General features: G+C 36.8%; 16 protein-coding genes. 4 read left to right on the forward strand and 12 right to left on the reverse strand.

Features of this window, described 5'->3' with window-relative positions; translation table 11 throughout:
- Positions 1–17 precede the first annotated feature (17 nt).
- The 9 genes from AAJG31_RS12565 to AAJG31_RS12605 form a co-directional block, all read right to left on the reverse strand.
- On the reverse strand, positions 18–5,189 hold the full coding sequence (locus AAJG31_RS12565) for an S-layer homology domain-containing protein (protein ID WP_279493618.1): 5,172 nt from the start codon (positions 5,187–5,189) through the stop codon (positions 18–20).
- Positions 5,190–5,267: 78 nt separating this feature from the next.
- Positions 5,268–5,918 (reverse strand): tail fiber protein, encoded by a 651-nt coding sequence (locus tag AAJG31_RS12570; protein ID WP_103117277.1) that lies wholly within the window; start codon positions 5,916–5,918, stop codon positions 5,268–5,270.
- A gap of 44 nt (positions 5,919–5,962) precedes the next feature.
- A complete protein-coding gene (locus tag AAJG31_RS12575) occupies positions 5,963–6,613 on the reverse strand; it encodes a tail fiber protein (RefSeq protein ID WP_345803548.1) in 651 nt (216 codons plus the stop codon).
- Positions 6,614–6,807: 194 nt separating this feature from the next.
- Complete coding sequence (locus AAJG31_RS12580) at positions 6,808–7,281, reverse strand: GNAT family N-acetyltransferase (RefSeq protein ID WP_279493616.1); 474 nt, start codon at positions 7,279–7,281, stop codon at positions 6,808–6,810.
- A 43-nt stretch (positions 7,282–7,324) separates the two neighbouring features.
- On the reverse strand, positions 7,325–8,443 hold the full coding sequence (locus AAJG31_RS12585; protein WP_103117274.1) for a hypothetical protein: 1,119 nt from the start codon (positions 8,441–8,443) through the stop codon (positions 7,325–7,327).
- 27 nt (positions 8,444–8,470) lie between these two features.
- Complete coding sequence (locus tag AAJG31_RS12590; RefSeq protein WP_115673065.1) at positions 8,471–9,583, reverse strand: hypothetical protein; 1,113 nt, start codon at positions 9,581–9,583, stop codon at positions 8,471–8,473.
- Between the two features lie 19 nt (positions 9,584–9,602).
- Positions 9,603–10,667, reverse strand: coding sequence for a hypothetical protein (locus tag AAJG31_RS12595; protein ID WP_115673066.1), 1,065 nt, complete (start codon positions 10,665–10,667; stop codon positions 9,603–9,605).
- Positions 10,668–10,732: 65 nt separating this feature from the next.
- Positions 10,733–11,194: a GNAT family N-acetyltransferase gene (locus tag AAJG31_RS12600; RefSeq protein WP_103117272.1), complete on the reverse strand. Its 462-nt coding sequence runs from the start codon at positions 11,192–11,194 to the stop codon at positions 10,733–10,735.
- A 672-nt stretch (positions 11,195–11,866) separates the two neighbouring features.
- Positions 11,867–12,919: a helix-turn-helix transcriptional regulator gene (locus AAJG31_RS12605; RefSeq protein WP_259951227.1), complete on the reverse strand. Its 1,053-nt coding sequence runs from the start codon at positions 12,917–12,919 to the stop codon at positions 11,867–11,869.
- Positions 12,920–13,534: 615 nt separating this feature from the next.
- Here AAJG31_RS12605 and AAJG31_RS12610 point away from each other — a divergent pair.
- Together AAJG31_RS12610 and AAJG31_RS12615 are read left to right on the forward strand one after the other, a co-directional pair.
- Positions 13,535–14,239: a class I SAM-dependent methyltransferase gene (locus AAJG31_RS12610; protein ID WP_259951226.1), complete on the forward strand. Its 705-nt coding sequence runs from the start codon at positions 13,535–13,537 to the stop codon at positions 14,237–14,239.
- Positions 14,236–15,279: a saccharopine dehydrogenase NADP-binding domain-containing protein gene (locus AAJG31_RS12615; protein ID WP_259951225.1), complete on the forward strand. Its 1,044-nt coding sequence runs from the start codon at positions 14,236–14,238 to the stop codon at positions 15,277–15,279. The genes AAJG31_RS12610 and AAJG31_RS12615 overlap by 4 nt, the downstream gene beginning before the upstream one ends.
- Positions 15,280–15,330: 51 nt before the next feature.
- On the opposite strand, the gene AAJG31_RS12620 is transcribed toward AAJG31_RS12615, so the two are convergent.
- From AAJG31_RS12620 to AAJG31_RS12630, 3 genes are all read right to left on the reverse strand, one after another.
- On the reverse strand, positions 15,331–16,053 hold the full coding sequence (locus tag AAJG31_RS12620; RefSeq protein WP_054548544.1) for an amino acid ABC transporter ATP-binding protein: 723 nt from the start codon (positions 16,051–16,053) through the stop codon (positions 15,331–15,333).
- Positions 16,046–16,705, reverse strand: a complete 660-nt coding sequence (locus AAJG31_RS12625; protein WP_036075291.1) for an amino acid ABC transporter permease — start codon at positions 16,703–16,705, stop codon at positions 16,046–16,048. The genes AAJG31_RS12620 and AAJG31_RS12625 overlap by 8 nt, the downstream gene beginning before the upstream one ends.
- A gap of 133 nt (positions 16,706–16,838) precedes the next feature.
- A complete protein-coding gene (locus tag AAJG31_RS12630; protein ID WP_004233155.1) occupies positions 16,839–17,633 on the reverse strand; it encodes a transporter substrate-binding domain-containing protein in 795 nt (264 codons plus the stop codon).
- Positions 17,634–18,055: 422 nt separating this feature from the next.
- Between AAJG31_RS12630 and AAJG31_RS12635 the strand changes: the two genes are divergently transcribed.
- Together AAJG31_RS12635 and AAJG31_RS12640 are read left to right on the forward strand one after the other, a co-directional pair.
- The gene (locus AAJG31_RS12635) at positions 18,056–21,064 is read left to right on the forward strand and encodes an ATP-binding protein (protein ID WP_279493615.1); all 3,009 of its coding nucleotides are present in this window, start codon (positions 18,056–18,058) and stop codon (positions 21,062–21,064) included.
- A gap of 5 nt (positions 21,065–21,069) precedes the next feature.
- Positions 21,070–21,792 carry a DNA-binding response regulator gene (locus tag AAJG31_RS12640; RefSeq protein ID WP_345803549.1) on the forward strand — a complete coding sequence of 241 codons (723 nt, stop codon included), beginning with the start codon at positions 21,070–21,072 and terminating at the stop codon, positions 21,790–21,792.
- Positions 21,793–22,013 lie beyond the last annotated feature (221 nt).

Below are 22,013 nucleotides of genomic sequence, written 5' to 3' on the forward strand. Positions count from 1 at the left end.
GCGTACCCTCTTTTTGGTTATTTTTTTGCGGCTTCTTGAATCTCATAAAATGCCCAATGGTGTTTTGGAACATCTTTAAATAATGGTGTTTGATCTTCAATGAGAATTTGACGTTCAAACAGTCGATTTAATACCTTCACTGCTTGTGCACGTGTTAACAATCCATCTGGATTGAATGTATCTGCTGTTATTCCTGTCATAATTTCCGCCGCATTGACAGTATCAATTGCTTGCCCTGCCCAATGATGGACACTCACATCTTTGAATACTGCACTTTGTGAGGTTGGTGGACAGAAATCTGCATCAGGACGTTCTACACATTGCTGTTCTATCCAGCGGGCTGCCACTGTAGCCATCTGTGCACGCGTAATCAAGCCGTTTGGATTAAAGTTCGTTGCTGTAACCCCTTTAAACAGACCCTTTTCCTTCGCAAATTCGATTGCATCTTTAGCATCATGTTGGAATGTGTCTGTATAGGTTGCCTTTGCTTGCGGAATGGCGTTACCTGTTAATTGACGAGCAAACATACTTGCCATCTGTGCCCTTGTAACAGGAGCATTTGGACGGAAGGTATCATCTGGATAGCCTTGAATGTAAGGTAGATGGGTAACACCCTCAGTAATTGGCTCCTTCACTTCTTCCTTCTCTGGTAAGTAGAGAATGGAGAAGGTGGAGAATTTACTCACCTCAAACTGCAAACCTATTCCCTTTTGATATTCTACAACCTTCCCACGTACAACTTCTTTTGTGCCATCACTATGCTCGATAAAGATCGCCAAATTGGCAAGTTGTTCATCTGTTAAATCTGTAGGCAACGGCAATGTTAATTTAACAGGACGGCTTTGCATATTAGTTTCGATGGTCATTGGACGACCAAGCAACTTTACAATCCCACCTTCTACCAATTGCTGCACAACGGTTTCCCTTTTGGCTTGTTCTTCAATCTCTAGCTGTTTATCATACTCTTTTATAGGAACCAGTCGGAAGTATAGATTCTCATTAAACATTTCCAATGAAGTTTTTGGCACTTCAATTCTAACCTTATCGGTAACAATTTCGAGATGGACTGCTCCATTTTGCAGAAGTGACAGCACATTTTTCGGAATGGACACTTGGACTTGATTTACTTGATCCTTCTCGTCTGGGATGATAATCCTTGCTTTATCATTCCCTTGTTCCTTTAATTTCCTAATTGTCTCTGTTGCGCTTGCTGCTGTTAATGTGACATCATCATTCATCGTGTTATCTACATTTTTTGCTCGTTTTATCGTTGTTTTTGAAACTACATCACCATTTCCAGATTCTACATCTACTACAATTTCCTCTACATTGGTTGAAGGTGTTGATGAACCTGAATCAGGATTTGGTGAAGGATCAGTATTATCGCCACCTGTATTATTACTAATCCATTTTGCATAGATCACTGTGTTTGCTGTAATTACAGTATTAAAGTTATATGGTGTTGTGTAGGCATTATTTGTATACCAGCCACCAAATGTATAGCCAGCTTTCGTTGGCGCTTTTGTTGGCTGACTTGCTTTTCCTTCGTGTACTACCGTCTGATTAGAGACAGCACTTCCCCCTGCTACATCAAAGCTTACCGTATGTGTTACAGTCACTGGATTCCATTTTGCATATAATATGATATTTCCACTACCCATAAGGACAGTTGAAGCTGATGCATAATCTATTCCTCTTCCATCTGCTTGCGTGTTCCAGCCCTCAAACGTGTAACCCACTTTTACTAGATTTCCTATATTACCCAGAACTGTTACAGTTTCTCCTTGCTCATACGTTTCACTATCTGTTGGAGCTGTGCCCCCTGTGTTTGTATTGCCGTTGTAGGTGATAGTAAACGTACTAATCACAGAAGTATTCTCTAGGGTTCCTGCACTTACTAATGAAGCTTTGTGCGTCGCCGTTTCTTTCACTCTCGTGATAAACGTATACTCTGTATCAGGCGTTAGTTCACTAAAGATCGGACTGTCCTGCCACGTTGTTCCGTTATCTCTACTATATTCTTGACCTACTACCCCATTTAGCGTAATATTTGTCGCTGTTTTACTGGCTACAGTTGGGACTGGCGGAGCACTTGGTCCATCCACTTTTTCCACAATAGTTGTTTCCCCACTCATTACACTTCCTGTTGCATTTGTTCCATCGGCACTGGCTCTTACTTTAATCGTCTCTCCAATATCTGCTTGAACCAACATATATGTGGAAGAGTTCGCTCCTGAAATAGCCGTGTTCCCTCGATACCATTCATAGGTTGGTGCATCTGCTGTCGTTGGTGGCGTATACGTGATCCCACTAATATCTGCAGTTAACACGCTTCCATACTTCGTCTCTCCCGTGATACTTATCGTACCTCCCATTTCTGGAACCGCTACAGGTTGAGTTTGTGTTTGGATCGATGTTCCTGTACTTACCAGTGATGCCTTGTGAGTGGGTGTCTCCTTCACTCTCGTGATAAATGTATACTCCGTTTCAGGTATTAGTCCATTAAAAATTAGACTATCCTGCCACGTTGCCCCGTTATCTTTACTATATTCTTGACCTACTTCCCCATTTAGCGTAATACTTGTCGATGTTTTACTGGCTTCGGTTGGGGCTGGCGGAGCACTTGGTCCATCCGCTTTTTCCACGAAAGCTGTTTCACCACTCGTTATACTCCCTGTCGCATTCGTTCCATCGGCAGTGACTGTAACTTTAATCGTCTCACCAATATCTGCTTGAACTAACGTATACGTAGGTGAGGTCGCCCCTGAAATGGCCGTGTTCCCTCTATACCATTGATAAGTTGGCACATCTTCTATCGTCGTTGACGTATATGTGATCCCACTAATATCTGCGGTTAGCATGCTGCCATACTTTGTCTCTCCTGCGATGCTTACCGTGCCTCCTATTACTGGAATCGCTACAGGTTGAGTTTGGATCGGTGTTCCTATACTCACTGACGAAGCTTTATGAGTTGCCGTTTCTTTCACTCTCGTGATAAACATATACCCAGTATTAGGAGTAAGTTCACTAAAGATCGGACTATCCTGCCAGGTCGTCCCGTTATCTTTACTATATTCTTGACCTGCTACTCCATGTACCATAATACTTGTTGTTGTTTTACTGGCTTCAGTTGGTGCTGATGGAGCACTTGGTCCATCTGCTTTTTCCACAGTTGCCGTCACTTCACTCGTTACACTTCCTGTCGCATTCGTTCCATCGGCAGTAACTGTAACCTTGAGTTTCTCACCAATATCCGCCTCTACCAATGTATACGTGGACGAGGTCGCCCCTGGAATTACCGTGTTCCCTCTATACCATTGATAGGTTGGTACATCTGATGACGTTATTGGTGTATACGTGATGCCACTAATATCCGAGGTTAATACGTTTCCATACTGTGTCTCTCCTGCAATACTTACCGTGCCTCCTATTACTGGAATCGCTACAGGTTGAGTTTGGATTGGTGCCTCTGCACTTACTAGTGATGCCTTATGAGTCGCAGTTTCTCTCACTCTCGTGATAAAAATATATTCCGTATCTGAAGTGAGTCCACTAAAGATTGGACTATCCTGCCAGGTCGTCCCGTTATCTCTACTGTATTCTTGACCTGCTACTCCATTTAGCGTAATACTTGTCGGCGTTTTACTGGCTTCAGTTGGTGCTGACGGTGCACTTGGACCATTCGCTTTTTCCACAGTTGCCGTCGCTCCACTCGTTACACTTCCTGTCGCATGCGTTCCATCGGCACTAACTGTAACCTTGAGTTTCTCACCGATATCGGCCTCTGCCAACGTATATGTGAATGAGGTCGCTCCTGGAATTACCGTGTTCCCTCTATACCATTGATAGGTTGGCACATCCGCTGTCGTTGTTGGTGTATACGTGATACCACTAATATCCGCGGTTAGCACACCATCATACTTAGCCTCTCCTGTGATGCTTACCGTGCCTCCCAATTCTGGCAAAACAGTTAGTGTCTCAAACATCTCATTTTCACCATAACTAGTCCCCACCGAATTTTTCGCGTACGCTCGGTAATAATAAGTACTACTTGGATTAAGACCTGATAGATCGACACTAAACGCTCCCGTTGTTCCAATAGCAGTTACTTTCTCACTATTCTCCGTAGTTGGTTCGGTACTCGTTGAATACACAATTCCACGTTCTGTAATCTCGGCCCCTCCATCAAAAGTTACCTCCCCACCTACCGTTGCACCTGTACTCGTAATATTTGTCGCTGGGGTTAAGGTTATAACTGCGGGTGCTTGAGTCGGTACATCTGGATTCCCATACAGTATAGTTCCACTATTACCAACTACTACAAACTGGCCATTTCCATAAGTAACCCCCTGTAAAATAGTTTTACCTAAACCAACCGCTTGTTCATACCAATTTATTCCATCCATAGAGTAATATACTTTACCAGAAGCTGCAACTGTTACATAATGACCATTTCCATAAGATACACTAGTTAAGAGGAAAGACATTGCATCTACTGGTAAATTGTATTGAATTGTCCAATATACCCCATCTGGTGAGGTGAGAATCGTTCCATTTTGACCAACGACCACATATTGACCATTTGCATAAATTACAGATCTTAAAATATTTTTGGTATTAGAGGTTTGCAATAACCAATTTTCCCCATCTGGAGATGTTAATATCGTTCCACCAGCACCTACTGCGACGAATTGATTATTAGCGTATATTACACCATAAAGATGATTTGTCTGTGGGGTTTTTTTTTGCCATGTCACCCCATTGCTTGAAACATACATATTACCTAAATTACCAACAGTAACATATTTATTATATCCATATGTTACTGAATGAAGAGGGGTACTACTATCTACTGAAGTAGCTGTTGTCCATGTTTGCCCATCTGATGACGTATAAAAATTAGATGAATTGTCAACTGCCATAAAATGATTATTTTCATAAACTACTGAGTTAATTGTTTGTAAGGAAGTTATAATAGTTGATTGTGTCCATGATGATCCATTTGTTGAATAATAAGCCTTACCAGTAGTATCAGTAACTACATATTTACCATCACCATAAGCCACTGCTTTATAGTTTACACTTGGTGGTGTTGCTAGTGTAAAATCAGCAAATGTACTGGGTATCCATTGAAAAAATAATAGAAAGATTAGTAGGATACTTACTATTTTCTTATAACGTTGTCTCATAAATATCTCCTCCAACAAAACTATTCCTTCTATGTATCAAATAAAGAAATGTTATATGAACCTAGCATTTTGCAACACCTACTGTTGACTAGGAAATATCCCCTGAATACATATGATAAAATTCAATGCTTGGAAAGGCTGCCGAATATCCAATGCAGAAGGCGCCAATTGTCCCGCTGGCGCAATCGTGGTTGTTACATTCCCACTCACTGTTCCACCTGAGACAGAAAATGGCTTCAAGTTTGTATCCGTAGTTCCCGCTGTATAAAAATCTGCTGTTCCCATACCTTGATCTACAGAGGCTGCAAGGCTTGCATTATTTGGTGAATTACTTCCTCCCCCTTGAGAGGAGGCTGGGATTGCAACGTTCATATTACTTACTGTTAGATTAGATGTAGACGTAGTTGCACTATGAGTATGTTGTGGCATATTTAATGGAGAAAGGGTTATTTTCTCCACACCGCCAGTCTGTCCTAGATTACACGGAGTGACTCCTTGTGGTATAGTTCCTCCCATTCCCCCATTCCCACACGCGCCTACTGGCACACGTCCATTCAAGTTTGGTAAACAAAAAGTATTCTTTCCGTCTCCACCATATCGATTTCCTAATACAGCAAATAAAACTTGATTCTGTTGAATTGAAAGTTCTTGACCGTTGCAAAATGCCCAGCCCTGTGGAGCAAATGATGCTGGCCATGCTACAATAGTTCCTGTGTAATTCTCTGCCATAAAATACCTCACTTTAATTTTATTTAATAAAAAATAGATTTTATTTATTCTCGAATAGGGAACCAGCCTTGAATACAAATAATATAATTCAACGCTTGGAAAGGCTGCCGAATATCCAATGCAGAAGGCGCTAATTGTCCAGCTGGCGCAATCGTGGTTGTTACATTCCCACTCACTGTTCCACCTGAGACAGAAAATGGCTTCAAGTTTGTATCCGTAGTTCCCGCTGTATAAAAATCTGCTGTTCCCATACCTTGATCTACAGAGGCTGCAAGGCTTGCATTATTTGGTGAATTACTTCCTCCCCCTTGAGAGGAGGCTGGGATTGCAACGTTCATATTACTTACTGTTAGATTAGATGTAGACGTAGTTGCACTATGAGTATGTTGTGGCATATTTAATGGAGAAAGGGTTATTTTCTCCACACCGCCAGTCTGTCCTAGATTACACGGAGTGACTCCTTGTGGTATAGTTCCTCCCATTCCCCCATTCCCACACGCGCCTACTGGCACACGTCCATTTAAGTTTGGTAAACAAAAAGTATTCTTTCCGTCTCCACCATATCGATTTCCTAATACAGCAAATAAAGCTTGATTCTGTTGAATTGGAAGTTCTTGACCGTTGCAAAATGCCCAGTACTTTGGAGCAAATGGTGCTGGCCATGCAACAATAGATCCCATATACATTTCGGCCATAATTTTATACCTCACTTTAATTTTATTTATTCTTACTGAGGGAAATTTCCTTTAATACAAATACGCTTGAAAGGTTCTCCGACACTCATAATTAACTTAAAAATCGTATAAGTATTCCAATCATTTAAAAATCGGCAGTTCCCTCACTTTAACTCCAATGACAAAACTACTTAGTAAGTTCAAAGAAACATTCATTATTTCCTATGCCACGCCATCATCACATGCGGCACTACCTCTCCGGTAACAACAAACCCACATCTCTCATACAACCTCTGTGCAGGATTCCCCATCAACACAGTTAATTCTATTGGCAATCTAGATTCAGCAGCTACATGCTGAAATTCCCTCAATAGCACTGTACAGATTCCGCTACCTCTATATTCAGGAAGTATGAAAATATCAATCAGACGTATTGCTTCTTGCTGTACCTCGGTTATTAATCTACCAATACCTACACCTTCATACATTATGATTTCATATTTGGCATTAGGAAATTGTTGCTGATAAGAAGCTTTTTGAGCATCGTATTGCATACGTAATAAACCTTCTATTTGTTGCTCATCCAATTCTAATATGGCAAATTCATTTTTTCTTGTAGATACAAATAATGAATAAAGGGTATCTTCCTCTTCACTTAATGCCACTCGCAATTTCACTTTATCTTTCATTTTTGCTTTGCCACTCACCTCTTTCCTGAAATTTCAAACAATATTAAGCAACACTCGCTAAAATATCCTTATTTTCTTCTTGTATAGCTTCGATTTCTTGAATTTCCATTTCTAAAACTCTTGCTATCTCGGATGGTGTATGCTTTGTAAATAACATATACATAGCTTTTATTTTCTTTGCTTGATCTCCAGAGACTTTTAAAATATTGGAGATTTCAGCTAAATCCGTATGGTTCTCAATCAAATACGAACCTAATAAAGTATTAGTGACTTTTTGTAACTCATTTTGGTCCACAACGTTTTTACATAATGCTTCTGCAGCTATACTCGCTGCTACGGATAAATCCATCCCTTTTTCATGCATCCTTTTCATAGCATTAAATTGATCCGCCCATTTGCGTAATGTATAGTTTTGTTCCTTTACTAGGAAAACAAGCTCTCGATGATTTACATCCGTATCGTGTAAAAGTCCCGTCTCCTTAAAAGTCTTTGCAAGATCCTTAAAGAAAGCATTAACTTGACTTTGGCCACGATTAATCTCTTCTTTTGTCTTAGTTAAATCCTCTTTTGCCTTATTCGTTTCTGCTTGAATATTTTCAAAATACTCTTTGCGTAATTCCCCTTGAATAATTCCTGTAATAAGATAAAGGACAGCTGCTATTGCGCCAAGCGTACCAAGTTTTGCTACTAAGCTATCCAGCACTTTTATTTTTCCAATCCATTGATTCACAACAAATAATGTAAGCGCGACATATTTATCTAAAGTGATTTTTTTATAAGAAGGCACAACGATTGATAAAGAAATCAATGGCAACGTATTTTTAAAGCACTTTCTCCATTCTAGGAATTCCATTAGCAAACTATTTAAATCATCTTGGATATCATGCTTTAAAATATTTAAGTCAATTGATGTTCCACTTAACTCACTTTTCAGCTCTTTTAAAAGCTTAATTGCTTGTGCCTTTCGCTCTGGGTTATCTGTACGAAATACATTGTCCCCAAGCCATGCACTAATTTCTAAATCCTCGTCCAATAGCTTAGAAATGATACTATCAATTCCCTCTTTACATTCAGCCAGCTTGTCTTCTACCTCATAAATATTTTTTAGAGTAGGCTGTAATTCTTCTACATAGGTTGCTAATGTCGCTTCTGTAATCGCCATATTATCCATCCATTCTAAAATTATTTTTTAGCTAACAATTGCTATTAAATCGCTATTTGTCTCTTGAATTGTCATGACCTCGTTTACATCCATTTCCAAGACTTGTGCAATTTCATCTGGTGTATGCATTTTAAATAACATGTAGGTTGCTTTTACTTTTTTAATTCTTTCTAGGGACATATCAAGCTTTTGAGAAACTACACTATTTTGCTCTCCCATTTCAATAAGGTAGGCACCCATTAACAGTTTGCTGTAATTGTCTAATTCATTTTCATCATCTTGTTTATTTACTAGATTTGCAGCAACCACTTCTGCTGAAAATTCAATATCTAAGCCTTTATTAATCATTCGCTTCATCGAATCATATTGATCCGACCAACGTCTTAATGTGCCAGCCTGTTGTTTAACGAACGATACTAGCTCCTGATGGTTTGTATATGGCTTTGTTAACAAGCCTGTTTCTTGAAAGCTCTTTGCCACATCTTCAAAAAAGGCATTTACTTGCACCTGCACATCATTGATATCCTGTCTTAACTTTTTAACATCCTCCATCGCAGCCTTTGTTTCTTTTTGGATATTTTCAAATAGCTCCATTCTTTTTTCGCCTTGAATTATTCCATCTATTAACACCACCACAACAATAAGACCTACAACACCTAACCCTAATACCTCAAATATTGGTAGTAATATATCTTTCAATACGACGGTTAATACAAACCCTAGCATTAATCGATGAAAGGGATTAAAAGCCTGGAATTTAGGTACAGCTATGGAAAACGCAATAAATGGTAACCTATTATCAAAGTAAGTTTTCCAATCCCCATACTCTTTTAATAAAGTATTTAATTCATCTTGGATATCATGCTTTAAAATATTTAAATCAATTTTTGCATTACTTAATTCATTGTTTAAGTCATTTAACAGTTGAATAGCTGTTTCTTTCCTTTTCGGGTTATCTGTCCGAAATAGATTGTCACCAAGCCATGCACCTAGGTCAAATCCTTCATCTTTTAATTTAGATAAAATACTGTCTATATCTCCACCGGCTTTTCCAAGCTTGTCTTCTAGTTCAATTATATTTTTAATACTGGGTTGAAGTTCCTTTACATAGTTGTCTAATTGATATTCCGAAATTGGCATAGCATTTTCTCCTTTCTGATTAGGAAATAATTAAAGAAAATAATTCTTTATTTTCTTTATAAAAAGCTTCAATCTCCATAAATTCTAAATTCACTTCTTCAGCAACTACTGCTATGCTCTCTTGGTTTAGCAATAAGTATGCTGCTACTAACAGCTTTGCCTGTTGTTCTGATAGCTTTACATCTTGTGCTAATGTCACATAGTTCGCACCTGTTTCGAGTAGATAAGCTCCTTGTAAAACTCTCTGGTTTTGATAGATTTGTGCTGGTTCCTCTAAACTTTCGCTTAATACTTTTGCCGTTAGATGTATAGCTTCTTGGAATTCCATATCTTTTTCAAACATTGTATGAAGCATTTGATAATGGTCCGCCCATATTTTCAACTGCTCTCCCTTGCTCTTAATCTCTGTAATGACATCCTGTTGCGTATAGGGCGATTCTGACAACTTATCACTTTGATTTAAATTAGAGACGACATCGCCAAATAGTTTGTCCAATTCATTTTCAGTATCCATAATGATTGACATTAATTTAGCAACACTGCTTTTTGCTTCATTTATTTGCTCTTTTATGTTCACATCAAAATTGTCTAGGGTTACTATTATTTCATTTACTTGACTCGATTCAATTGTTGCAGTTAGAAGGGGTAATTTTGTTACTATCTCTTTTTCAATTAAGAGGGACAGCAATATGTTGAATTGAACATTTGAAGAAAAACTTGTCTCAAAAGGGATGCTTGATACTGCAAATGGAAGTAGGGGAAGCATTTCCTTAAAAGTTTGCTGTAATTCTCTGTTATTTTTTTGCAAAGTGTTTATTTCATTGACAAGTAGCTGTTTAATATGTGCCATACCAATTAAAGATTTTTGTAAATCCGATTGTAGTATTCTTACTTCTTCGAGATGTTTTTCTTTCTTTTTACTTGCTAATAAAAATCTCCTTTCTTTTTTTTGAATATAGTTTTTGATACTGCTGTCAATGTGTACAATGACATTTTCGATTTGTCCCTCTAAATTAAAAAAGTACTGAATCGTTTGCCGTAAATTTTCTTCATATGTCTGTAAAGCCGAATTTGATATTGGCACTTCACATTCACCTCTCTTTAGTTTTTAATAATGGACGAGAGGCAGCTTTAAAAGACTTGATACGTTTATTGCCACCTCATTTTTAAATAGAGTTCATCAGTTGACACTACATGAAATCCTAGTCTCTCATATAGATTTCTTGCAGGATTAGTATGAAGAACTTGTAATATCACTGGTTTATTTTCTTCTTTTGCCTTTTGCTGAAGATTGCTAATGAGATAAGATCCTACTCCATTACCTTGAAAACTTGGCAAAATAGAAATATCAATTATATGTAGTCGCTCAGGTAAATCTTCTGTTAACAATCTTCCAACATATTGCTCATCTGAAGTAATAATACAATGGCTTGCATGTGGAAATTGTTGTCTATATGAGGTTTGCTGTGCGCACCACTGCATTTCTAAAAAGTGCTGTATTTGTTCAGCAGACCATCCCCATGAATCTATTTCTTTCCTACGAGAAGAAGCATAGACTTCGTAAAGGAATGGCTCGTCCTCTTTCGTAATAGACTTAAGCTCTACTTCCATCCTTTCGCCTCCTTCTTTTCTTGAATAGCTTACTAATTATAGAGTCATATCCTATATCTCCCATACTTCATTTATCAAAAAATTCAGATTTTTAAAATCCTAGTAATAAATAATACTTAATACCCAAATAAAAAGTCTGTTATTGCATTTATTTTGTGGCTTTTAGCCTTTTTTTCATTATATTATAGGTCAATAGATTTCACTATGAATTTATTCCATTTTTTAGGTTAATTTTTCTTAACCTTTTATTATGATTAGTGATACTAGTAGCTAAAGTATAGTTATTGGCTTCTTTTTAACTATCAAATGGATTTAATTCCTTTATACTTACTTTCCTGTAGGCGAGCGCTGATCCGCTTCCATTCCATGCAGGGTTCGCCTGTCTCGCTATCCCACCGGAGTCAAGTAGCCTTCCAATCCGCCCCACAAAAGTGTTACCTTTTTAGCAAAGGTTTTCAAATAAGGTGGAGGTCTTCACTACTCTTATGAAGAGGTGTTGTCACCCATCACTTCTCTACAATGAAAAAAAGCCTATTCTTTCTCTAGTTATACAAATAATGGGCTATTTGTTCACTACAGCTAAGTATGAAAGTTAAGGAAAAGTTGACATCATCTTTTTTCAACAACATGAAGAATCTGCTAGAAAGCTAGCAGATTCGTTAGTTCACCTTATTAATCTAATTGGAAGCGGGAGAAGATCTTCCATACTAGCTCATTTCGATTTGAGACATTTACTTTTTGAAAAATTACCTTTAAATGATCTTGTACCGTGTAGATTGAAATATCAAGATTATAAGCAATCTCTTTTGTAGGAATCCCTTTAATAACTTCAAATACTACTTCCTTTTCTCTAGGGGTAAGATTATAGGCTGTTATTAAGAAATTGAGCATTTCTCTTGATGATGCTTCATTTATTAATAAAGCAATTTGCTGTTCTTGTTGGCTTGTCAGCAAAAGTGAAGCCCGAATAGCAATATAGCCTGTATCTTTGATAGGTACTATTAAAGAAGTATTTGAATTGTACTTGTCAGCAAGTAATTTTGCACAGATAGCTTGAATAGGCTTAGGAACTTGAATTTCTGCTAAACTTTCATACTTTCTTAAAATGGCTAGCAATTCACAAGCTTTGGTATTACTTGAAAGAATTTTTAACCCTTTATCAAAAATAACAATGCCTTGTTCTCCTTCTACAGCTGGAATCCTCTCCTCAATAATATAATGATAGAACTTCTTTAATGATTCACCCATAATTGGCATCAGTCTTTTTATAAGCATCACATCTTGATCTTTAAATAAAGGCTGTTCATTTTCAGCTCTTTTGAATAGTGTTAAAAAACCATAGCATTGTCCTTGATAAATTAATGCAGCTCTTACTTCATCACTAAAACCATTGGGCATTAAAACTTCTCTATAGCGAAAGCTTCGACTTGAGGAATCGCTTAACCTGCCTATGTTTTGCCCACTTTGAACTAAGAATCCATATCTATTTACATCTTCTGTCGTATATTCCAATTCCATAATCTCCTGATGAATCGCCTCTATTGATTGTTCAGTAACTGCTCCTACCGAAAAAAGAGTATGTACATCCGTTAATGTACAGCAATACGCATCAAAATTTATATGTGTTCGTAGAGCTTCGATCATCAATTGACGATATTCAAACGAATTTTTGCTGTGCTTTAAGCATTGGTCAGATTTTCGTTGCCAATATTGTGCTTCCTTCATAAACACCTACCTCCCCCCAGAAATATGGGATAGTTCTTTTTTTCCGAAAGTTTATAATTGAGAATAATTCTTAATTGAATTGTACAGAAGTTCAACAAGTAGGAATACTATTTTGAAGAAAATTTTTACTTTTTATTTTCTTGCTAGCTACTTCCGTTATTAGTGGCTGCTCAGAGAAATCGTCTCAAGCAATTGTGGGTGGTGTGAATTCAGATTAAAGCTACTATTAGTGCCCCTAACTCGTCTGCTATTTTTCCAAGCATCCTGTTGGCAGAACAGAAGAGGATATTGAACTTATTACCTGGGAAACAGTAGATACCCTTTTAGCTCAAATACAAAAAAACCAAGCACAATTTATGGTACTTCCTCTTAATATGGGAGCTAATCTATATGCAAAAAGAGTGCCATTACAACTTATAGGAGGTCTAGCACATCAAACTATTTTCATACCTAGTTAAGGTGGTCCACCAGATATTTTTAGGGAATAGTCCTACACAGATACTAGGTGACTTCACTAAACAATCATCAGCCTTTCATCAGAATGATTGCTTAAAGATGAAGGAATTGCTCTCGAAATTTTAACGTATAAAAATAAATTGCTTTGGAGGTATTTTAATGTATAGATCTATATATAGCTGGGACAGTCCTTCTGTCAACACATATCAACAGTCCATTCGACAAAAAATCATAGGCTATGATCTTATCTATGACATGATGGCCAGTATACTTCACAATTTTACTGCTGCAAATAAATTTTTAGTAGTAGGTGCTGGTGGCGGACAGGAATTACTCACTTTAGGCAAATCCTTTCCTTCTGCCCATTTCACAGCAGTCGATTCCTCAAAGGAAATGCTGGAGCTGGCTGCTAAACAAATTGAATCGCTACCACATCGACCTACTATTATGTGGGTTGAGAAGGATCTACTATCCTTAAGAGTAAATGAGGTTTTCGATGTAGTTAGTTGTCATTTGGTTTTGCATTTCATAAAAAGCCTTGATCAAAAGAGAACAATGCTTCAAAAGATTGCGGATAGCTTAAAAGAAAATGGAGTGTTATTTATTTCATCGATAAATGCTGATTTAACTTCACAAACGTTCAAACATGAGCTTTGTTATTGGCGAAGCTCCATGCTTCATAACGGAATAGGTGAGGATCATTGGCAACGCTTTGAGCAATCCTTTAGCGTCACAACCCATCCGATTAATCTTGAATTGCTTATTAATTTACTGAAAGAGGCTGGCTTTACAACAATCCTTCCCTATTTTAAAACACATATGATTGACGCTTTAGTCGCTATTAAAGGAGAAACTACTATATGAAAAATGGGAATATCTTAATCATCGGAGGCTATGGTGAAGTGGGAGGGAAAATTGCAAAATTATTGTTGCAAAGCTATCCCAACAGAATATGGATTGCCGGAAGAAATATAGAAAAGGCTAAGGATTTCTGTGTCGAGCACAAAAACTTAGTAAGACCTCTTCAATTGGATGTGTCAGAAAAAGTGCATCCAGAGCAATTAGAAAATGTAGCACTGGTTATTATGTGTCTAGAGCAAAAAGATACTGCATTTGCACAGCTCTGCTTAAATGAAGGGATTATCTATATCGATATTACTGCAAGCTATACCTTCCTTAAAAAGTTAGAGGCACTTCACTCACTAGCTATACAAAAACATTCTACAGCCATTTTTAGTGTTGGTATGGCTCCAGGATTGACCAACTTAATGGCCATGCATGCTGCAAGGCAATTATCCTCCCTCGAGAAGATGCATATTTCCATCTTACTTGGGGCAGGCGATACACATGGCACCGCGGCAATTCTTTGGATATTGCAACAATTAAATAAACCCTTTAGTAGCTACAACAATCATAAGGTTGCTAATTTTACTAATAAGAGAACCGTGAAATTTAAAAAGATTGGGAAACGAAGTGTGTATCAATTTAATTTCTCTGACCAGCATACATTAACAAAGCATTTCCCTTCTATTCCTATCGTCACAAGATTAGGCTTTGATGTTGAGCCACTCAATAAATTTGTATCCTTTTTACAAAAGAGTAGAATTGCTTGCCTATTAAAATTTAACGGAATACAAATCTTGCTCGCTTCACTTATTCAAAAAATTAAAATTGGTTCTGATGTGTGTGGCATACAAATAGAAGCCATTGGGACAAAACATCACAAAGAAGTAAGCTTCACATTAGACTTTCTTGATCGCGATGAATCACTTGTAACAGCGAAAGTTGCAGCATTTATAGCTAACGAGTTTCTTAACAATAAACATCCAGCAGGAGCCTATCATATTGAGGAATTATTTACATTAGACACCTTACAGACTCAATTTGATATGTCCCTTCAATAAAAATGGCATTTAGCTCTCATCTAACGGAGAAGCTAAATGCCTGTTGTTTTATTATAAAACCTTCTCTAAAAAATCCTTTGCACGCTGTGTTGATGGCGCTGAAAAAAACTGTTCTGGAGGAGCATCCTCAATGAGCTTGCCGCCATCAAGGAAAAGAATACGATCAGCAACCTCACGAGCAAAGCCCATCTCATGTGTCACAATCAACATTGTCATCCCAGAATCTGCGAGGTTTTTCATAACAGCCAATACCTCTTTAACCATTTCAGGGTCAAGTGCCGATGTAGGCTCATCAAATAATATAACTTTAGGGTCCATGGCAAGTGCTCGCGCAATAGCAACACGTTGCTTTTGTCCTCCCGATAAACGATTTGGATATTCTAGACGCTTCTCAAACAGACCTACTTTCTTTAGTAACTCTTCTGCTTTGTTGATAGCTGTAGCCTTATCCAAACCCTTCACATTGATTGGCGCATATGTTAAATTTTCAAGCACAGTTTTATGAGGGAAAAGATGAAAATGCTGAAATACCATACCTACTTCTTCACGTATTTTCATTATATTTGTCCCTTTATCTGTCAGGACATCCCCTGCAATCGTTACCTTCCCACTTGTCGGAGTTTCTAATAAATTTAAGCAACGAAGAAATGTCGATTTACCTGATCCTGAAGGTCCAATAATAGCAATTACTTCTTTTTCTTTAACTTCAGTTGATATACCCTTTAATACTTCATTCTGCCCATAAGATTTGTGTAAATCTTCAATTTTAATCACTTTTTCTCATTCCTTTCTCGATTCGTTTGCCAAGGAACGTTAAAACAAGTGTCATGATGTAATAGATTACCCCTGCAAAAAGTAGTGGCTCAAGATAACGGTATGTCGAACCTCCTACAATGTAGGCACGACGCATAATATCTAATGCACTGATTACTGTCACAACTGCTGTTTCTTTATTTAATGTAATAAATTCATTTACTAAGGATGGTAAAATATTTTTTACTGCTTGCGGAATAATAATATCCTTCATCATTTTTGCATATGGAATACCCAATGCTTGTGCAGCTTCCATTTGTCCTTTATCAACTGCATTGATACCAGCACGGATAATCTCCGAAATATATGCACCTGAATTTAAACCAAAAGCAATAATAGCTGTTGGAATAGGCTCAATTTGGATATCTAGTAATTGCGGTACTGCATAATAAATAATTAGTAATTGTAATACAAGAGGTGTACCGCGGAAAATCGACGTATAGAAATCAGCAAACCAACGTAAAAAATTCACTTTACCAATTTTACATAATGCTAAAAGTATACCTACGATAAAACCAATGATGGATGCACCGATTGCAATTTGAAGTGTAACACCTATCCCTTTTAAAATATAAGGAATAGAGGGAACGATAGCTGTAAAATCTAAATTCACAGCGCTCCCTCCTTTCTTTTTCATCATGATGTAGCTTTGTTTTTTGTACCAAACACAAATTTAGAAGAGGCTTAAAGGATAATAATGAAAAGCACAAGCGATAGCCCAAAAGTAGAGCTATCGCACGCAATTATTATTCAACTTTTTCTAACCATTTTTCTTCTAACTCTTTGATTTTGCCTTCTTCAGCTAGCTCTTTTAAAGCTTTATTAATTTTATCTTTTAAATCGCTTCCTTTTGGAACAGCGATTGCTTTGAAATCTTCAGGCTGTTCTTCCACTGGGAAAGCCTCTAATTGATCATTCGTTTTTAAATAGCCTTTCGCAACGCCACCCTCTAAAATACCTGCGTCTAAACGTTTAGACATCATATCTTGCACAATCTCAGGGATTCGCGTACGTCCTTCTACTGTTACATCAACCTTTTTCGCAATTTCATTACCTAAGTTTTCCTGAATAGATGCAGTTTGTACACCTATTTTTTTACCAGCTAAGTCAGCTTCTTTTTTAATACCGCTATCCTTTTTAACAAGGATTACTTGCTCTGTTTCATTATATTTATCTGAGAAATCTACCACTTTTTCACGCTCTGGATTCGGTGTCATACCAGAAATAACGACATCAATTTTCCCTGCTTGAAGTGCTGGCACTAAACTGTTAAAGTCCATATCTTGCACTTGCATATCAACGCCTATTTTTTCTCCAACTAATTTGATTAGATCAATATCAAATCCAATAATTTCTTCGCCTTTTGCTGCATCCACATATTCAAATGGCGCATAGTCAGCTGATGTACCAACTTTTAATACTTGCTTACCCTCTGTATCCGTAGTAGAACCTGTATCGCTTGCATTATTGTCTTTAGTGCCACATGCTGCAAGTACACCTATTACTAGTACCAGCATCATGATGAATAACTTGTTCTTCATAAATTGTAACTCCTTTTATTTATAATTTATTGTGTATGAGAATACATTTCTCGAATATAGTTGATTGGATATTTATTCATGTTGAAGAATAAAAAATCTATCTGCTAATTAAGATATACTCTTTTGAAATAATAATCAAGATAAACTAAAAAAATTTTAGCTAAATATTATATGCATAATTTTCTGATAAGTCAATTTATTTTTGTTTTCATTCATTTTACAAAGTAACTTTACTATTTTCCGTTTTAGCATTATTTATTCCTCCATCATAAAAACAACTTAATTTCAACAGTTCAGAGATAGAGATTATCGCCATCCTTTAAGCTCGCAATATTTAGATTTCATCGCTAGTAGGAATTTTGTATTAATGCCGTAAGTTATCTTGTATAATCCAAATAAATCATTTGAAAGGGATTTTTACGATGAAAAAATTATCGTTATTGTTCGCAATTATTATTGGCTCAGTGCTGATAGCAGGCATTACCTTTTTCTTAACTCAACCTAAGTCGCATGGGCCGCAAGCGATTGAAGGTGTGATGGATTTACGTCATCATTCATTTCACGATAATACGCCTATCAAATTAGATGGGGAGTGGGAATTTATCCCGAATCATTTAGTGGACGGTAAAGCCTTTGATTCCTATCAAAGCTATCTTGTTAATGTCCCTTCAGCTTGGACAAAATATACAATTGATGGGCAACAAATACCTGTATTTGAAAGTGGGACTTATCGTCTCAAGGTTTTAATCGATGATACCGAAGATATTTTAGGAATTAAAACGAGTAACATTCGAATGTCGAACGCATTGTATATTAACGGAAAGCGAATTGGACATAGTGGAGAGCCAGCTGAGGATAGCAGCTATATACCCCACAATACCCCATATACCGCTTATTTTTCGCCTGATAAAAAAGAACTTGAATTGATTGTTCATGTAGCCAATTTTGATTATGCACCAGGAGGAGGAATTATTAGCTCCATTTTTTTGGGGGATCAATCTAGTATTGCAAAGCTTCGAGAGGGTGCCATATTCTACGATTTAATTACCTTAGCAGGTTTTTTAACAATGTTTATCTACTTTTTTGGCTCATATCTTTATTCAAAATTTGGTATAGAACAGCTTTACTTCTCTATATTTTGTTTCGCAAGTGGGGTTTACACCCTTACTCATGGCGAAAAGCTATTACTAGACTTTATAAATATTTCCTATGCTCCATTTCAGAAAATGCAAATGATCTCTAGTATAGCTGTAGGCCTTTTTATATTGTTGTATTTTTACCGTGCTCTAATAAAACATATGAATCGTTTAGTTGTGAAAGTGTTTTGCGCAATAGGTACCCTTCTAATGCTGGTTGCATTGCTTCCAACATCCATTAATTCACTATTTCAGAATATCAACTCATTGTATGTATTCGCAAATATTGTTTATATCTTCTATGTACAAATTATAGCAATTTACAAACGTGCTACTGGAGTAATGTATTTAACATTAAGCTCTCTAGCCATTTTGCTTTATTTTATCGTTGCTACTTTAAATACAAATATTAATCTTGAACTGAGTGCTCTACCACCATTGTTGCCATTTATTTGCCTGACAATGCTTTCCCTATATATTTCTCATCGTTTTGCAGATTCTTATTTAGAAAAAGGCAAGCTAACGGAGGCACTGATACGTGTAGATAAATTAAAGGATGAGTTTCTCGCTAAAACATCTCATGAATTCCAAACGCCCTTACATGGCATTATAGGCATTTCACAATCTATGCTGAAGGATAATAGTTTACCTATCTCAGCGGACGAACAAAAAGAAAAAGTATCACTTATTTTCAATATTGCAGAACGTCTATCCTATTTAGTCAATGATTTACTTGATTTTTCAAAGCTGAAGGAGAATGAATTAACATTGCGGATGGCATCTGTTGATTTATATGCCATTACACATATGACTGTAGAAGTGCTTTCCTACACGATTAGTAAGAATGTCAAAATTTATAATCATATAGAACGGGGAACCTTTGTCCAAGCTGATGAAAACCGTCTTCGCCAAATTTTATATAATTTAATTCATAACGCAGTGAAGTATACAAATGAAGGAAAAATTGATATAACTTGTTATGAGAAACAGTCATTCCTTGTGATTGAAGTTAAGGATACTGGGTGTGGGATAGCACCTGAAAATTTAAAAACCATTTTTAACCCGTTCCAACAATTCAATTATTCAATTGGTGGCAGTGGATTAGGTTTACATATTACAAAGGAGCTTGTCGAACGGCAGGGTGGGAAAATATTTGTTGATTCTATTGTCGGACAAGGCGCTACCTTTTCATTCAAATTACGAAAAGGTCAGCCGACAAATGAGGAATTACCATCAATGCCAATCCAAACATACCAGCATCCTTTCCTAACATTCCCACATATTGTTGAGAAAATAGGAAAGAAAAAAATTCTTATTGTAGATGACGATGCTGTTAATTTAAAGGTACTAATAGATATATTGACACAAGAAAACTATTCCATTATAGCAATTGATAATGGAAACCATGTTTTTGAGTACCTTACACAACAACCTAGTATTGATTTATTAATTTTAGATATAATGATGCCCACTATTTCTGGTTATGAGATTTGTCAACAGGTTAGGCAACATTACACGTCTACAGAGCTACCTATTCTAATGTTGACTGCTGCGGTTCGCCCAGAGGATATGATTGCAGCCTTTCAATCTGGAGCAAATGATTTTTTACATAAACCTTTAGATGCTACCGAGCTAATGACAAGGGTTCGCAATCTTCTTTTATTGAAGGAGTCTGCAGAAACAGCTGTGAAAATGGAAACTGCGTTTTTACAAGCACAAATAAAACCGCATTTTATTTATAATGTCTTAAATTCCATTCTGTCCCTAAGCTATTTAGACTTAGATAAATCACGGGCAATGATTACAGATTTTGCTACATTTTTACGTAACAGTTTTGCCTTTGAAAATGCCAACAGTCTTGTCCCTTTGGAAAAGGAGCTTAGTCTTATTGAGGCATATGTAAATATTCATCGTACTAGATATCCTGAGCAACTAGAATTTAATATTTGCATGGATGAGCCTATCCAATGTCTTATTCCTCCTTTACTGCTTCAGCCTTTAGTAGAGAATGCCCTTCTTCATGGTTTGAAAGTCAGAAAAGAGGTTAGCGAGCTACTATTAGTTATAAGGCAGGAAGAGCATATGGTGATTTTCCAACTGATTGACAACGGCATTGGGATATCTTCAGAGCTTTTAAGGCAAATTCAAAATGGTGAAAAAACAGCTAGTCAAGGCATTGGTATTTTAAATATTTCCAAAAGATTAAAAAAATTCGACAACGCTACTATCCATTTTGATAGCCACGAAAACAAAGGAACGACTGTTGAAATAAGATTTCCAATAATTACTTTATAGAGGATGTGAGCAGCTTGTTAAAAGCAGTTATTATAGATGATGAAATTTTAGCCATTCGTTTATTAGAATCCATGCTAAAGGCAAGTGGCTCTATTGAGATTATTGGAACCTTCCAGAATCCAAAAGATGGTTTAGTAAATATTGATATGTTAAAACCTGATATATTGTTTTTAGACATTGAAATGACTGAAATGACTGGACTTGAATTTGCTTCTAAAATAGAAGATGTCTCAAGCTATATAGATATTGTGTTTGTTACAGCTTACGAAAATTATGCTTTAGAGGCCTTTAATGTACAGGCTATAGATTATATTTTAAAGCCCATTGACTACAACCGACTCTTAAAAACAATTGAGCGGCTACTTGAACGAAGGCAACATAAAAAGTTGATGCAACCAATTGAACATACTTCCGTAAATGAAGGAATCAAAATTATTCATACATTACACTTCCATATACACTCAGGAAAAGTTTCAATTGGTGATACTGTATTAACTTTATCAACAAAGGAATTCCAAATTTTATTCTTTTTAGCACAGCATTGCAATCAAGCTTTTCCAGCCGCTGAGCTGTACCGACTTATTTGGGACGAGGATAGCTTTGGACAAACACAAGCCTTACGAGTTCATATCAGCAATTTAAGAAAAAAACTTGAAACGATTCCAGGTCATACAGCTAAAATCGTTATGGTAAGAGGCTCTGGGTATCAATTAGTTTTTCAAGAATAATTTGAAAGGGAAGTTGATTAAGCCAATCAACTTCCCTTTCACTTATTTAGAATCCACTTGAATGTTAAGAAATGTCCAATGTTTGCTATCTTAAGCCAGTGCTCTCTTATCTTTTGTGCAGGGATTTCGCCACTCTCTTTGAACAATCTATTCATCAATTTTGCAGTTCTACTATTTTCATTATTTTGCACTAAAAAGACTGTTTGCTTTAGGGCAAACAG

Source organism: Lysinibacillus sp. BS3 (assembly GCF_039614735.1).
GTDB lineage: Bacteria > Bacillota > Bacilli > Bacillales_A > Planococcaceae > Lysinibacillus > Lysinibacillus capsici.